Annotated in this window: 13 protein-coding genes; 8 read left to right on the top strand and 5 right to left on the bottom strand. The window is 71.2% G+C overall.

What is annotated here, in order from left to right; all coding sequences use genetic code 11:
- Positions 1–81: 81 nt before the first annotated feature.
- The 4 genes from EER30_RS32760 (at position 82) to ptsP (ending at position 5,845) form a co-directional block, all read left to right on the top strand.
- On the top strand, positions 82–924 hold the full coding sequence (locus EER30_RS32760; protein ID WP_127504536.1) for a DUF8453 domain-containing protein: 843 nt from the start codon (positions 82–84) through the stop codon (positions 922–924).
- Between the two features lie 996 nt (positions 925–1,920).
- The gene (dhaK, locus tag EER30_RS32755; RefSeq protein ID WP_127504535.1) at positions 1,921–2,922 is read left to right on the top strand and encodes a dihydroxyacetone kinase subunit DhaK; all 1,002 of its coding nucleotides are present in this window, start codon (positions 1,921–1,923) and stop codon (positions 2,920–2,922) included.
- 5 nt (positions 2,923–2,927) lie between these two features.
- Positions 2,928–3,554 (top strand): dihydroxyacetone kinase subunit DhaL, encoded by a 627-nt coding sequence (gene dhaL / locus EER30_RS32750; protein ID WP_127504534.1) that lies wholly within the window; start codon positions 2,928–2,930, stop codon positions 3,552–3,554.
- Positions 3,554–5,845, top strand: coding sequence for a phosphoenolpyruvate--protein phosphotransferase (gene ptsP, locus EER30_RS32745; RefSeq protein WP_127504533.1), 2,292 nt, complete (start codon positions 3,554–3,556; stop codon positions 5,843–5,845). The genes dhaL and ptsP overlap by 1 nt, the downstream gene beginning before the upstream one ends.
- On the opposite strand, the gene EER30_RS32740 is transcribed toward ptsP, so the two are convergent.
- Genes EER30_RS32740 through EER30_RS32720 form a run of 5 tightly spaced genes read right to left on the bottom strand, consistent with a single transcriptional unit; the run spans position 5,820 to position 10,280 of the window.
- On the bottom strand, positions 5,820–6,803 hold the full coding sequence (locus EER30_RS32740; protein WP_127504532.1) for a branched-chain amino acid ABC transporter permease: 984 nt from the start codon (positions 6,801–6,803) through the stop codon (positions 5,820–5,822). The genes ptsP and EER30_RS32740 overlap by 26 nt on opposite strands.
- Positions 6,800–7,666, bottom strand: coding sequence for a branched-chain amino acid ABC transporter permease (locus tag EER30_RS32735; RefSeq protein WP_127504531.1), 867 nt, complete (start codon positions 7,664–7,666; stop codon positions 6,800–6,802). Before EER30_RS32735 ends, EER30_RS32740 begins: the two co-directional genes overlap by 4 nt.
- Positions 7,667–8,362: an ABC transporter ATP-binding protein gene (locus tag EER30_RS32730; RefSeq protein ID WP_127504530.1), complete on the bottom strand. Its 696-nt coding sequence runs from the start codon at positions 8,360–8,362 to the stop codon at positions 7,667–7,669.
- On the bottom strand, positions 8,359–9,108 hold the full coding sequence (locus tag EER30_RS32725) for an ABC transporter ATP-binding protein (protein WP_127504529.1): 750 nt from the start codon (positions 9,106–9,108) through the stop codon (positions 8,359–8,361). Before EER30_RS32725 ends, EER30_RS32730 begins: the two co-directional genes overlap by 4 nt.
- Entirely contained in the window at positions 9,105–10,280 is a 1,176-nt protein-coding gene (locus EER30_RS32720; RefSeq protein WP_127504528.1) for a substrate-binding domain-containing protein, read from the bottom strand. Before EER30_RS32720 ends, EER30_RS32725 begins: the two co-directional genes overlap by 4 nt.
- A gap of 153 nt (positions 10,281–10,433) precedes the next feature.
- Between EER30_RS32720 and EER30_RS32715 the strand changes: the two genes are divergently transcribed.
- The 4 genes from EER30_RS32715 (at position 10,434) to EER30_RS32700 (ending at position 15,222) form a co-directional block, all read left to right on the top strand.
- Positions 10,434–11,198 (top strand): 3-hydroxybutyrate dehydrogenase, encoded by a 765-nt coding sequence (locus tag EER30_RS32715; protein WP_127504527.1) that lies wholly within the window; start codon positions 10,434–10,436, stop codon positions 11,196–11,198.
- A 3-nt stretch (positions 11,199–11,201) separates the two neighbouring features.
- Positions 11,202–13,115, top strand: coding sequence for a helix-turn-helix domain-containing protein (locus EER30_RS32710; protein ID WP_127504526.1), 1,914 nt, complete (start codon positions 11,202–11,204; stop codon positions 13,113–13,115).
- The gene (locus tag EER30_RS32705; protein WP_127504525.1) at positions 13,112–13,957 is read left to right on the top strand and encodes an alpha/beta hydrolase; all 846 of its coding nucleotides are present in this window, start codon (positions 13,112–13,114) and stop codon (positions 13,955–13,957) included. Before EER30_RS32710 ends, EER30_RS32705 begins: the two co-directional genes overlap by 4 nt.
- A 101-nt stretch (positions 13,958–14,058) precedes the next feature.
- Complete coding sequence (locus tag EER30_RS32700; protein WP_127504524.1) at positions 14,059–15,222, top strand: extracellular catalytic domain type 1 short-chain-length polyhydroxyalkanoate depolymerase; 1,164 nt, start codon at positions 14,059–14,061, stop codon at positions 15,220–15,222.
- Positions 15,223–15,247 lie beyond the last annotated feature (25 nt).

Below are 15,247 nucleotides of genomic sequence, written 5' to 3'. Positions count from 1 at the left end.
GACGGATCCTAGACTTATCCCTAGCTATGAGCGAAACGCACACCACAGGCGTCTTGCGACGGCTCCTTACAATCTAGTTCTATGGACGCGATCGCCGACCTGCTCGGCTGGTTCAACACCGAACGTACAACCGTAGTAGTCGCCGCCCTAGCCCTGGCCGGAATCTTGTACTCCGCGCAATCAGCTTCGGCAGCCAAAGCACAGGCCAAAAGCGCCAAAGAGCAGGCAGACCAAGCGAGAGAGCAGGTCGAACTCAGCAAGCAGCAGGTTGACTTGATGCTGCGGCAGGTCAGCCAGGCAGAAGCCGTTGAAGCTACGGCCCAACAGGCCAGGCGGGAATCGCTTCAGCCCAATGTTCTAGTAGACATCGCTCCCGGCGTGAACGACCCCGGCGTGTTTGTGTTGTCGATCTCGAACATCGGGGCGTCGATCGCAAGGAACGTCCGCATCAAGGCGCTGGATGAGATGGTGCGGTCTGACGGGCTGAAGCTGCACGAGCTGACGGTGTTCACCGAGCCGATCTCCGTGATGCCTCCGGGTCAGACCCGCCAGTTCTTCTACGATGTTGGCTTCCAACCGTTCAAGGGCAGCTCGCCGCTGCGGTGCCGCTTCGAGGTTGACTGCGAAGGACCCTTCGGTCCAGTCGAAACCGCCCACTACGACATCGACCTCACGCCATACCAAGGCGGCTGGGCGGCCCCGACGACGCTTCATTCGGTGGTCGAGCAGATGAAGAAGACGGTGTCGTCGCTCAACTCGATTGGCCAAGCCATCCAGCAGGAGCACAGTGCTGCGCAAACCTCGCTTGAGCGGAAGATCGTTCAGTCGACGCGAATGGCGGACGACTGGACGACGTGGCTGCCGGCCACCGAGGTCCTGCGGCCATCCTCGTCGAACGGGTCGAGCGACAAGACAGCACCTTGACTCGGTGGGCGAGAACCAAGTTCTACCGACTACGGCGTTACCCGGTTAGTTACCCATGATCGGCATCATCGCCGATGAGACAACGTGATCTCGGCTGACTCTGCCACTCAACCATGATGGCCTTTTGCCTGGTCAGGATGATTATTATGAATCCCGATGATCAGGCACGCCCGGCACGTCTCCTACTCCGTCGGTCGCAGGTTCGAATCCTGCCGGGCGCGCCGTGTGAAACCCCGGTCTACCAGCCAATTTCCGCCAGGCTGACATCGCCGTTCGGGTGCTGGCCCGCAATTATCGGCGGCCAAACGGTCCCGGCCCGGGCATCGGCTTTCGCGGTTAGCTGCGGTGGTCGGCCGGTCACGGAGGTCTCCCCGGCGGGCCGACGTCGTGGTGCCGCGCGGTGCCGCCGGTCGCGGTGGCAAGTACTTCAGTCAGGCTGAACGACAGGTCGCCACTTCAGGGATGCACCCCCTCCCTCCCCATGATCAATACGAGTTCCTGGAGATTGGCCCCTCGAACGCGATCGAGATCCCTTCATCAAGGATCAGCGGAGTGACCTAGGAAAGGGAGGGGCCCAGTTCCTGGTTTCAGGGCACGGTGGCAAGCCGTGACCGGTCGCATCACCGCGTCACCACGACGGCGGCCGGCCGGGGTCGCCTGCACGGGGAAGTGGATGCGAGCAGGGCCGGATGGCGGCACCCGGCCCCGCGGTCAGCCGCGCGAAGCGAATGCTCGCGCCGACGCGGCACTACCGCCGCGGATGCTGGTGCCGGAGCCAAGGCGGCCCGGGTCGCGGGAACGCCCTGACAGGAGCCCGTGGGACAAGCGGGACAAAACCGATTTGAGCGCCCCGTTGGCTGATGTCCGGGTGGCCTGAGCAGGCACGGAGGGAAGATCAGGCGGCGGGGCGGGGGAATTGGATCGAGGTCTCGAAACTGTCGGGGGCGCGGCGTAGCTTGAGGGTGGCAGTTCGGTCACCAGCGGTGAGGAGCCCCGATGAAGAAGCTCATCAACGACCCCGCGAACGTCATAGCCGATGCGCTCCACGGGCTTGCTCTGGCGCATCCGGAGTTGCGGGTCGATCACGAGAATCGCATTGTCGTGCGGGGGGACGCCCCTGTGCAGGGCAAGGTGGGGCTCGTCTCGGGGGGTGGCTCGGGGCACGAGCCGCTGCATGCCGGTTTTGTCGGGCGGGGCATGCTCGACGCGGCCTGTGCGGGTGAGGTGTTCACGTCGCCGGTGCCCGATCAGATGGTGGCGGCGACCAAGGCCGTCGACGGCGGCGCCGGCGTGCTGCACATCGTGAAGAACTACACCGGTGACGTCATGAACTTCGAGCTCGCGGCCGAGATGGTGGCGGCCGAGTCGGGCACCGAGGTGGCGTCGGTGATCATCGACGACGACGTCGCCGTGCAGGACAGCCTTTACACGGCCGGGCGCCGCGGCGTCGGGGCCACCGTGCTGGTCGAGAAGATCGCGGGGGCGGCGGCCGAGGAGGGGCGGTCCCTCGGTGAGGTCGCCGACGTGGCGCGCAAGGTCAACGCGTACGCCCGCAGTATGGGTCTGGCCCTCACCTCGTGCACGGTGCCGGCGGCGGGCAAGCCGACCTTCGACCTGCCCGACGACCAGATGGAGGTCGGCATCGGCATCCACGGTGAGCCGGGTCGTCGCCGGGTGCCGGTCGCGCCGGCCAACGAGATCGCCGAGATGCTGGTCAGCCCGATACTGTCCGATCTGGACTTCACCGGTGGCGACGGGGTGATCGCGTTCGTCAACGGCATGGGGGCGACGCCGCTGATCGAGCTCTACATCATGTACAACGAGGTGTCGCAGCTGCTCGCCAAGGCCGGCATCCCGGTCGCGCGGTCGCTGGTCGGGCCCTACATCACCAGCCTTGACATGGCCGGCTGCTCGGTCACGCTGCTGAAGGCGGACGACGAGATCCTGCGGCTCTGGGACGCCCCGGTCAACACGCCCGCTCTGCGGCGCGGGGTCTGAGGGCCGTGGACACCGACGACCTCGGTGCGTGGATCCGGGAGTTCGCCCGCCTCGTCGCGCAGAACAAGGAGAAGCTCACCGACCTCGACTCCGCGATCGGCGACGGCGATCACGGCGCCAACATGGACCGAGGGATGACCGCGGTCGTCGCCGCGCTCGACGCCGAGCCGCCCGACTCGCCGTCGGCCCTGTTCAAGAAGGTCGGCATGACGCTGATCAGCAAGGTCGGCGGGGCGAGCGGGCCTCTCTACGGCACGGCTTTCCTGCGGATGGCCGCGTCGGCCGACACGACGGTCGACACGGCCGGGTTCGCGAAGGTGCTGCGGGCCGGGCTCGACGGGGTCGTCGCCCGGGGCAAGGCCGAGCTGGGCGACAAGACGATGGTCGACGCGCTGGCGCCGGCCGTCGACGCGCTCGACGCCGCGGTCGCGGCCGGGGCTTCGCAGAAGGAGGCGTTGCGGGCCGCGGCCGATGCCGCCGGCCAAGGGCGCGAGGCGACCATTCCGCTCGTCGCGCGCAAGGGGCGGGCGAGCTATCTCGGCGAGCGCAGCGCGGGCCACGCCGACCCGGGGGCGACGTCGACGACGTTGCTGCTCATCGCCGCGGCGACGGCGCTGGGTGACGAAGACTGATGGTCGGCCTGGTGGTGGTGTGCCACAGCCGCCCCCTGGCCCGGGCCGCGGTCGCCTTCGCGTCGGAGATGGCGCAGGGCGAACCGGTGCGCATCGAGGTCGCGGCGGGGCTGGACGACACGACGTTCGGCACCGACGCGGTCGCGATCAGCGAGGCCGTCACCGCCGCCGACAGCGGTGACGGCGTCGTCGTGCTCATGGACCTCGGCAGCGCCCTGCTCTCGGCCGAGCTGGCCCTTGAAATGATCGACGACGACCAGCGGGAACGGGTGGTGCTCACCGCCGCCCCGCTGGTCGAGGGCCTGGTCGCGGCCACGGTCGCCGCGGCGACGGGAGCCGACCGGGCCGAGGTGGCGGCAGAGGCGGCCGCCGGTCTGCTCGGAAAACAGACACATCTGGGCGACCAGACCGCGGCGGCCGAGCACCAGCCGACCGTCACGGCCGAGGTCGAGACCACCGTCACCGTGACGAATCCGCACGGGTTGCACGCCCGCCCCGCCGCCCGCCTGGTCACCGAGGTGCGAGCGTTCGACGCCCGCGTCGAGGTTCGCAACGCCACCACGAACTCCGCGTGGGTGCCCGCTTCAAGCCTGACCAGGGTCGCCACGCTCGGGCTTTTGAAAGACCACGACCTGGGCGTACGGGCATCGGGCCCGCAAGCGCAGGCGGTGCTCGACAGAGTGACCGCCCTGGCCGCGGAAGCGTTCGGGGAAACCGAGGCAGAACCCGAGCCAGAAGCCGCCGGCAACCACGCGGCCTCGCCCGGCATCGGCATCGGTCCGGCGCTGCGCGTCCACTCGGCCGAGCTCGAGATCCCCGACGTGCCGTCGCGGGGCGCGCAGGAGGAACAGCACCGCCTCGACGAAGCCCTGGCCGAGGCCCGCCGCGAGATCGGCCGGCTCAGCGGCCCCATCTTCGAGGCCCACCTGATGCTCCTCGAGGACGACGACCTGCTCACCGACGCGCGGGCCCGGATCGCGCGGGGCGAGGCCGCTCCCCCGGCCTGGCAGGAGGCCGCCGCCCGCGTGGCCACTGAGTTCGACGCGTTGACCGACCCCTACCTGCGTGGCCGGGCCGCCGACGTGCGAGCCGTCGCCCAGCAAGTCCTCAGAGCCCTGCTCGGCGTGAGGGCCCCCACCCCCACCGGCGAGGGCGTGCTGATCGCGGCCGACCTCACCCCGGCCGAGGTCGTCGCCCTCGACCCGTCCCGCATCGCCGGCGTGGCCCTGGCCGATGGCAGCGCGACCTCGCACGCCGCGATCCTTCTGCGCACCCGGGGAATCCCCGCCGTCGTCGGCGCCGGCCCTCAGCTTCTCGACGTCCCCGCGGGCACAACCGTCGCGCTCGACGGCAGCACCGGCGCGATAGAGATCGACCCGGGGCGGGAAGTGCTGGAAGAGTTCCGAGCGCGGGCCGACAGCCAGCGCGAACGCCGAACCGAGGCCCTGTCCAAGGCGACCGAGCGAGCTGTGACGAAGGCGGGCGTCACCATCGAGGTGGGCGCCAACATCGGATCCGTCGCGGAGGCCCGGGCGGCGAACGAGAACGGCGCCGACCTGGCCGGCCTGGTCCGCACCGAGTTCCTCTTCCTCGACCGCGATTCCGCCCCCGACGTCGACGAGCAGGTCGCCGTCTATCGGGGCATCGCCGAGGCGCTGGGCGGTCGCCGCATCACCCTGCGCACCCTCGACGCCGGCAGCGACAAGCCCCTGCCCTACCTGCCGCCCCCGGCCGAGGCCAACCCGTTCCTGGGCGTCCGCGGCCTGCGGCAGTCGCTCGCCCACCCGGCCATGTTCGCCGAGCAACTCCTGGCCATCGTCCGGGTCGCCCGCGAGACCCCGGTCAGCATCATGTTCCCGATGGTGACCACGGTGGACGAGCTCAAAGCAGCCCGGCGCATGCTCGACGAGGCCATGGCCGCCGAGGGCAAGCCCAAAGACCTGCAGGTCGGCATGATGGTCGAGGTGCCCGCGGCCGCCCTGCGCGCGAGCACCTTCACCCCGTACGTCGATTTCTTCAGCGTCGGCACGAACGACCTGACGCAATACACGCTGGCCTCCGAGCGGGGCAACGCGGCGCTGGCCTACCTCAGCAGCGGCCTCGACCCGGCCGTCGCGCAGCTGATCGACGAGGTGTGCCGGGCTGCGGGCGACAAGATCCTGGTCGCTGTCTGTGGCGAGGTGGCGGCCGACGAGACCGCCGTTCCCCGTCTGATCAGTGCGGGCGTACGGGAGTTGAGCGTCGCGCCCCCGTCGGTGCCGCTCGTCAAGCAGGCCGTTCGCGCCGTCTGAGCACTCCGGTCAACCCGCCCGGCGCGAAATAGACGGCGAGCACGAAGAGCGACCCGAGCACGAAGAGCGGCTGGCTCAACGGACCGGGCAGGCCGCCGCCGACCTGGGTGAGCCGCTGGTCGAGATAGGCGTACGCGATGCCGCCGACGACTGCGCCCCACCGGGTGCCCGCGCCGCCGAGCACCGCCATGACGATCAGCGACAGTGTCAGGTCGGCCGAGGCCAGGTGCGGCGACGCCCCGCCGACGATCAGCGCGTGCACCGATCCGCCCAGCCCGGCGAGCGTCCCGGCCAGCACGAACGTTCCGAGCTTCAATCCGTACGTCGAAAGCCCGAGCACGGAGACGCGGCGTTCGTCGTCGCGCAGCCCGGTCAGCACCCGGCCGAGCGGCGCCCGGTCGATGCCGTGCACCACGACGACCACGACGAGCAGGAAGGCGAGCGCCAGCCAGTACAGATTCGCCGTGTTGGCCACGCCGACCAGCGCCGAGGGCAGTCCCGCGCTGTCCAGCGGCAGCCCTTCCTCGCCGCCGGTCAGGCCGCCCGGGTCGCGGTTCACGACGATCCAGCCGACCTGAGCGAAGGCCAGCGTCACCATCGAGAACGCGATGCCCGTCGTTCGCAGCGCGACCGCCCCCAGCAGGGCGGCGAGCAGGGCCACGGCCGGCACCACAAAGGCCACCGAAGCCCACAGCGACCAACCGAAATGGCTGATCAAAATGTCCGTGCCGTAGGCCCCGGCGGCGATGTAGAGCGCGTGCCCGAACGACAACAGACCGGCCCGGCCGAACAGCAGGTCGTATCCGAGCGCCAGCCCGCCGAAGACCAGGCAGATCGCCAGCATCTGCAGCGTGCCCGGTGTGTTGAGCCCGCCTTCGAAGACGCCGGGGATCCGCAAGGTCGAATACGGCAGGGCGAGCAGAGCCGCAAGAACAACGAGGGGGACGAAGCGCTTCATACGGTTGCCGCCGTTCGAGCCAGACCGGACGGGCGCAGCAGGAGCACGAGGGCGAGCAGCACGACCACGCTGACGTCCCCCGCCCCGGCGGCGCCGTAGTAGTTGACGAACTGCTGGAGCAGGCCGACCACGACGGCGGCGACGGCCGAGCCGGTGACCGAGCCGAGCCCGCCGATGACGACCACGATGAACGCGAAGATCAGCAGCGACGCGCCCTGACCCGGCGACACCGAGCCGAAGTAGAAACCGCCGAGCACCCCGGCCGTTCCCGCCAGTGCCCCGCCGATCGTGAAGACGAGGGTGAAGGCGCGGCGGACGTCGATGCCGAGGGCGCTGACCATGTCCCGGTTCTCGACCCCAGCCCGGATGATCAGGCCGTAGCGGGTCTTGTGCAGGAAGGCGAGCAGGGCCAGCAGGACGGCCACGGCCGTGCCGATCAGCAGGAACCGGTCGACGGGCACCTGGGCGGAGCCGATCGAGGTCACCGACGAGGCCCAGGACGGGCGGGGATACGTACGGGGATCGGCGCCCCAGACGGACTGCAGCAGAGCCACGCCGGCCAGCGAGAGACCGACCGTGACCAGCACCTGCTCGGTGTGCCTGCGGTAGAGCGGGCGGATGAGAACCACCTCGACTAGCGCGCCGGTGGCCGCGCCGGCCGCGATGCCGAACACGACGGCGAGAGCGAGACCCCAGCGCGGGGCGGCCCACCAGGTCGCGTACGCGCCGACCGAGAGGAACAGGCCGTGCGCGAAGTTGAGCACCCCGGCCAGCCCGAACACCAGGGACAGGCCTGAGGCGATGAGGAAGTAGAGCGCGGCCAGGCCCAGCCCGGTCAGAAAAAGCAGGATCACTGTGGACATTTACGCCGCCCTCCCGACGCCGAGCAGGGTCCGGGTGCGACCGGCGTCGCCCAGCAGCTCGCCGGCGGCACCCGTCCAGGCCACCCGCCCCGCCGACAGCACCACGGCGCCGAGAGCGAGCCGCCGCACAACGGCCAGGTTCTGCTCGACCAGCAAAATCGGCACCTTTTCCGCCACCCGAGCCAGCACCGACGCGACCGCCGACACGACCGCGGGCGCGAGACCCTTCGTCGGCTCGTCGACCAGCAACAGCCGGTTGCGGTTCAGCAGCACCCGGGCCAGCGCGACCATCTGCTGCTGTCCACCCGAGAGCGTGCCCGCCCGTTGCCCCGCCCGCGCCCGCAGCTCGGGAAAGAGGTCGTGCACGGTTTCGTAGTCGGGATCGGGATCGCGCACCGCGAGCCGCAGATTCTCGGCCACGGTCAGCCCGGCGAAGACGCAGCGGTCCTCGGGCACATAACCCAGACCCGAGCGTACGAGCCGATGCGTCGGACGGCCGAGCACAGGTTCGCCGCCGAACTCGACGGTCCCGACTGCCGGCACCTCACCGAGGACGGCCCGCAGCGTGGTCGTCTTGCCGACGCCGTTGCGCCCGAGCAACGCGGTCACACCCGAGGGCGGCACGTCGAAGGTGACGCCCTGCAGAATGTGGGAGCCGCCGAGGCGTACCGAGAGGTCTTTGACGCGCAGGATCACAGCTCCTCCCCCAGATAGGCTTCCTGCACGGTCGCGTCGGCCATGACCTCGGCCGGCGTGCCGACGGCGAGCAGCGCCCCGTGGTGCAGCACGGCGACCCGGTCGGCCAGTTCGAGCACGACGTCCATGTGGTGCTCGACCATGAGCACGCTGCGCCCGCTGTCCGCGGTGAGCGCCTTCACGACCTTGACCAGGGCGGGCACGTCCTCGGCGCTGACCCCGGCCATCGGCTCGTCGAGCAGCAGCACGGCCGGCGACCCGGCCAGCACCAGCGCGATCTCGAGCTTGCGTTTCTCGCCGTGGGCCAGCGACCCGGCGAGCCGGTCGGCGCGCTCCTCCAGACCCACCTCGGTCAGCACCCGCCGTGCCGTGGCGTCGACCGCCCGATCGGAGGAGCGGCTGCGCCACGGCCGGGTCGCGCCACCCTCGCGGGCCCGGACCGCGAGAGCGACGTTCTCGACGACGCTCAGCGACGCGAAGACGGCCGAGGTCTGGAAGGTGCGGCCGAGCCCGAGACGGGCCCGCTGGTGGGGCTTGGCCCGGGTCACGTCGGTCCCGGCCAGGGCCACGCGACCCGAGGTGGGCCGGCGCAGGCCGCTGACCAGGTTGAACAGCGACGTCTTGCCGGCGCCGTTGGGGCCGATGAGCGCGACGAACTCGCCGGGGTGGACTTCCAGCGTCACCTCGTCGACGATCGGCACGGCCCCGATGCGCCAGGTCACGTGGTCGACCAGGAGTGCGGTCATGCGGCCGGTGGTGCGGTGTCGGCCGAGCTCACCGTCGCCACCGGTGAGGCGTTGCCCGTACCGTCGAGTTTGGCCTGGAACATCGGCTGGAGCAGGGCGTGGTCCTCGGGCCGCACGGTCATGGCGCCCTTGACCGACTCGAAGCTGTAGCCCTCCAGCGCGGTGACCATCTTCTCGACGTCGCCGCCGCCCGCCTCGAGCGCGTGCACGATCATCTGGGCGGCGGCGAACCCGTCCGGGTGGAACAGGTCGGTCTTGCCGCCCGGGACGGCCGCGGCCAGGGCTTTCTGGGCCGCGTTGTCGGTGGCGCCGTCGAAGTAGTGGGCCAGCAGGTGCAGCTTGGCGCCGCCGGCACCGAAGGCCGGCCAGGTCGCCCGGATGTCGAGCCCGGTGACCACGGTCGTCGAGGCGAGCACGCCCTGCTGGTCGAGGGCCTGCCACATGGCGCTGGCGGTGCTGCCGGCCCAGGCGACGAAGACGAGGTCGGGCTTGGCCGCCTTGACCTGGCCGGCGAACGGGGTGAAGTCGGTGGCGGTGGCCGGCACGGCGATGTCGCTGACGGTCACGCCGTTGCCGCCGAGAACAGCCTTGACGGCGGCCACATTGGACTTGCCGAACGCGGAGTCGGGCGCGAAGACCAGCACCTTGCGGCCGTCACCGAGGTAGGCCTTGGCCGTCTGCACGTCCTGGTACGACTGCCGTCCGGAACGGAACGTGTAGCGGTTCACGCCGGTGATGGCGTCGGTGGCGGCCGGGCCCGAGACGAAGAGCACCTTGTTGGTCTCGGCCAGCGGGGCGACCTGCAGCGCGACGCCCGACGAGGTCGAGCCGGCCAGCACCTTGTAGCCCTTGCCGATCAGGTCCTTCGCGGCCGAGACCGCCTTCACGGGGTCGCCGGCGTCGTCGGCGTACGAGACGGTCACCTCGCGGCCGCCGACCTTGCCGGTGCCGCCGGTGGCGTACGCGAGGCCGGCCTTGAAGCCCTCGGCGTACTGCTGGCCGTAGCTGGCGAGCGGGCCGCTCTGCGAATAGACGACCCCGACGTTCAGCGGGGACGCGTCACCGCCGGTCGCCGCCTGTTGGGGACTGCCGCATCCCGCCGCGGCGACGGCCACGGCGGTCAGGAGGCCAGCGGCGAGCACGGCCCGCCGGGATGTCGCCGATCCACTCATGGGATGCCCTTCGTTACATCGAAGTTTCCGGTTGGCCCACGCTAGGACCGGCGCGCGCAACAGATCCATGTGCGTCGAACCCACAGGAGGACGCCACAGTGTGTCGGCCCCGGCCATATTGAAGAAACCGGCAGCGGTCGTAGGTTCGGCGGCATGACGACAGAGGTGGTCGCACTAGAGCTTTCCGGGCGCACCGCGCTGGTCACCGGCGCGGGCAGCGGCATCGGCCGGGCGTGCGCCATCCGGCTCGCCGCCGGCGGCGCCCACGTGCTGGTGGTCGACATCGACGAGCCCTCGGCCAAGGAGGTGGCGGCGGCGATCGGCGGCCGCGCGGTCACCGCCGACCTGGCCGACCCGGACGTCGTCGGCACCCTCGACGCCGAGGTCGACGTGCTGGTCAACAACGCGGGGCTGCAACACGTCGCGCCGCTGCCCGAGTTCCCGCCGGAACGCTTCACCTACCTGCAGAAGGTCATGGTGGAGGCGCCGTTCCGGCTGATCCGTCACGTGCTGCCGCACATGTACGACCGGGGTTGGGGCCGCGTCGTCAACATCTCGTCGGTGCACGGGCTGATCGCCTCGCCCTACAAGGCCGCCTACGTGACGGCCAAGCACGCGCTGGAGGGACTGTCGAAGGTCGTCGCGCTCGAAGGGGCCGGCCGCGGGGTCACCTCGAACTGCGTCGACCCGGCCTTCGTACGTACGCCTCTGGTCGACAAGCAGATCGCCGATCAGGCGGCGGTGCACGGCATCAGCGAGACCGACGTGATCGAGAAGATCATGCTCGACCGGGCGGCCATCAAGCGGCTGATCGCTCCCGAGGAGGTGGCCGAGCTGGTCGCCTATCTCTGCACCCCGGCGGCCGACCTGATCACCGGAGCCTCCGTGCCGCTCGACGGCGGCTGGACCGCACACTGAGGCATGGCGTCCGATCTGGAATTCCTCGACCTGCTGGCGCGTGAGGCGGCGCCGGTCGAGTTCGAGCAGCCGTTGCTCGCCGCGCGCTCGGCCGGCGCCCCCGCCTCGGAGCTGGCCGACCTGGAACGGATCAAGCTGCGCGCGTTGCGGGTGCGCGCCCTGCTCGAGCGCCGGCGACGTCGCGAGGAGGAGCTTTCGGCCCTGTACGACACCGCGGGCGACCTCGCCGGGCTGCGCGGGCTCGATGCCGTGCTGCGGGCGATCGTGCACCGGGCGCGGACCCTGATCAACGCGGACGTGTCGTATCTGACGCTCAACGATCCCGAGCGCGGGGACACGTACATGCGGATCACGGACGGCTCGGTGGCGGCGAGTTTCCAGAGTCTGCGGCTGCCGCCCGGTGCGGGACTGGGCGGGCTGGTCGCGCTGACCGGCACGCCCTACGCCACCGCGAACTACGCCGCCGATCCGCGGTTCGAGCACACCACCGAGATCGACGGCGGGGTCACCGACGAGGGCCTGGTCGCGATTCTCGGGGTACCGCTGCGGCTGGGCGCGAGCGTGATCGGCGTGCTCTTCGCGGCCAACCGCACCGAGCGGCCCTTCGCCCGCGAGGAGGTCGCGCTGCTGGTCTCGCTGGCCGCGCACGCCGCCGTGGCGATCGACGCGGCTCGGCTGCTCACCGAGACGCAGACGGCGCTGGCCGAGCTCTCCGCCGCGAACGAGGTCATCCGGGCCCACAGCGAGTCGGTCGAGCGCGCGGCCGCGGCCCACGACCGCATGACGGCGCTGGTGCTGCGCGGCGGCGGCGTCGAGGACGTCGCCGGTGACCTGGTCGACGTGCTCGACGGGGCGCTGCTGGTGGTCGACGCGCAGGGACGCGAGCTGGCCACGGCGAAGTCCGGCGCCGAGCTGCCCACACTGGACCACGGCATTCTCGCCGAGGCGGTCGCCGCGTCGCGGGGGCAGGGCCGCAGCGTGCGGCGGGGCGAGCTCTACGTCGCGGCTGTCGTCGCCGGCGCCGACAACCTGGGCGCTCTCGTCTTCCACCCCGCGCAGCCCCTCGCCGACGCCGACCAGCGCACCCTGGAACGGGCCGCCCAGATCACCGCGCTGCTGCTGCTGTTCCGCCGCACGGTGGCCGAGGCCGAGGGCCAGGTACGCGGTGAGCTGCTCGACGACCTCATCAGCCGCCCGGTCCGCGACCCCGACGCCCTGCGCTCCCGGGCCCGCCGCATCGGCGTCGACCTGGACGCCCCGCACGTCGTGGTGGTCGCCGACGACGCCCGCTCCGGCCCGCGCCAGCAGGCCACGTCGTGGGCCCGCGGCTTCGCGGCCGCGCGCGGCGGGCTGGCCATGACCCGCGACGGCCGCATCACCCTGCTCGTGCCGGGCGACGACGCGGGCGGCATCGCGCGCTCGGTCGCCAAGGAGGCCGGTCGCGCCCTCGGCCGCCCGGTGACGGCGGGCGCCGCGGGTCCCACGGACGGCCCGGCCGATGTGGGCCCAGCCCACCGCGAGGCCGACCAGTGCGTACGGGCTCTCGTCGCCCTGGGCCGCGCCGGAGCCGGGGCGGGCGTGGCCGAGCTCGGCTACGTCGGCCTGCTGCTGGCCCAGCGGCACGACGTCGGCGGCTTCCTGCGCGACGTGCTGGGCCCGGTGCTCGACTACGACCGGCGGCGCGGCACCGCGCTGGTGCAGACCCTCGACGCCTACTTCGCGGCGGCCGGCAGCCTGGCCCGCGCCGCCGAGACCCTGCACGTGCACGTCAACACCGTCAGCCAGCGCCTCGACCGCATCGCCCAGCTGCTGGGCGTCGACTGGCACGATCCCGACCGCTCGCTCGACCTCAGGCTGGCCCTGCGGTTGCACCGGCTGCGCGGCTCGGTCGACCCCGACCCGCAGGAGGAACAGTGATCCCGGAAGAGTTCGACGTCGCGGTGCCGGGTGGCGCTCTGCGCGTCTGCGCCTGGCCCGGCAGCGGCCCGGTCGTCCTCGCAGCGCACGGCATCACCGCGAACGCGCTCGCCTTCACCCGCCTGGCCGAGGAACTCGACGGACGGGTCCGGCTCGTGGCACCCGACCTGCGGGGCCGGGCGCGCAGCAACGCGCTGTCGGGGCCGTACGGCATGGCGGCGCACGCGGCCGACCTCGTCGCGGTCGCCGACCACCTCGGCGAGAAAAGCGTCACCCTGGTCGGGCACTCGATGGGCGGCTTCGTGGTGGCGACGACCGCTGCCCTGTATCCCGACCGGGTCGGCGGGGTGTTGCTGGTCGACGGCGGGGTGGCCCTGCCGATGCCGCCCACGCTCGACGTCGACGCCGTGCTTCAGGCCGTGATCGGGCCGGCGATGCAGCGGCTGAGCATGACGTTTCCCGACGAGCGGGCCTACCTGGACTTCTTCCGCGGGCACCCGGCGCTGCGACCCCACTGGGGTCCCGCGATCGAAGCCTACGTGCGGCGCGACTTCGTCGACGGCCGATCGTCGTGCTCGCTGGAGGCGGTCCGCGCGGACGCTGTCGACACCCTGCTCGAGCGGACCACCGTGGACGCTGCGCGTCGGATAAATGCTCGGCTGATGTGGGCCGAGCGCGGCCTGATGAACGAGGCGCAGGGCCTTTACGACCCCGGACGCATCGCCGCCGCCGACGTGAAGATCGCGGTCGAGCGCGTGCCGGACGTCAACCACTACTCGATCCTGTTCGACGACCGCGCGGTAGCCGCCGTCGCCGCCCGGATCGTGGGGCTCACGACATAGTTCACCCCCGAGCTGTGGGCCGGGCGGACATGGGCAACCTCCGCACCCCCGCATATCGTCGGCTGACGATGTGTTGTGGGTCACAGTGGAGGAGGCGAGTGATGCGAGCCCGGATCTGGACGGCGGTCGCGATGATCGTCGCGGCAATGATCGGCCTGGCGGTGTCCCCGGCGCGAGCCGCGGCCACCCTCACCCAGGTCACCGGCTTCGGCAGCAACCCCGGGGCGCTGCGGATGTTCAGCTACGTCCCGGACGGCCTGCCCGCCGGACGCCCCCTCGTGGTGGCGTTGCACGGCTGCACCCAGACCGCGTCCGCCTACTACGCGAACTCGGGCTGGCCCAAGTACGCCGACCTCTACCGGGCGGCCGTGGTGTTCCCTGAGCAGACCTCGGCCAACAACGCGCTGAGCTGCTTCAACTGGTTCACCGCGGGAGACATCGCCCGCGGCCAGGGTGAGGCGCTGTCGATCCGGCAGATGGTCGCCCACGCGGTCGCCACCTACGGCTCCGACCCGAGCCGCGTCTACGTCACCGGGTTGTCGGCCGGCGGGGCGATGACCGCGGTCATGCTCGCGGCCTATCCCGACGTGTTCGCCGCGGGGGCCGTGGTCGCGGGCCTGCCCTACAACTGCGGCACCATCTGCCAATCTCAGGCGCAGAGCAAGACGCCGGCGCAGTGGGGCAACCTGGTGCGGGCCGCCTATCCCGGCTATGGCGGGCCGTGGCCGCGGGTCGCGATCTGGCACGGCACCTCGGACTCCACAGTGGTCCCGGCGAACGCCACGGAGTTGCGCGACCAGTGGACGAACGTACACGGAATCTCGCAGACGCCGACAGCCACCGTCACCCTGGCCGGCGGCACGGTGCAGGAGAGCTACGGGACGGCCGTGCAGCTCAACCGGGTGCCCGGGCTCGGTCACGGCACGCCCGTCGCGCCGGGCAGCGCGACCGACCAGTGCGGCGCCACGGGTGCGTACTTCCTGGCGTCGATCTGCTCGTCGTACCACATCGCCCGGTTCTGGGGGCTCACCGACGGCGGCCCGACCACCCCGCCGCCGACCACCCCGCCGCCCTCGAACCAGCCGTGCTTCACCGCCAGCAACTATGCCCACACCGTCGCCGGGCGCGCCCACCAGTCGCTCGGCAGCACCTATGCCAACGGGTCCAACCAGGCGATGGGGCTGTGGAACACGTTCGTCGTGCACACCCTGCGCCGCACCGGCGACAACTACTACGTGCTCGCTGACGGTCAGTGCTCGGCCTGAGGAAACACAGCGTGAGGAGAGACAG

Origin of the sequence: Actinoplanes solisilvae (genome assembly GCF_003999975.1) — a bacterium.
In the GTDB taxonomy this organism is placed as follows: Bacteria; Actinomycetota; Actinomycetes; order Mycobacteriales; family Micromonosporaceae; genus Actinoplanes; species Actinoplanes solisilvae.
Note: the sequence above shows the minus strand (reverse complement) of the source record. Positions and strands in the feature narration are given on the sequence as shown.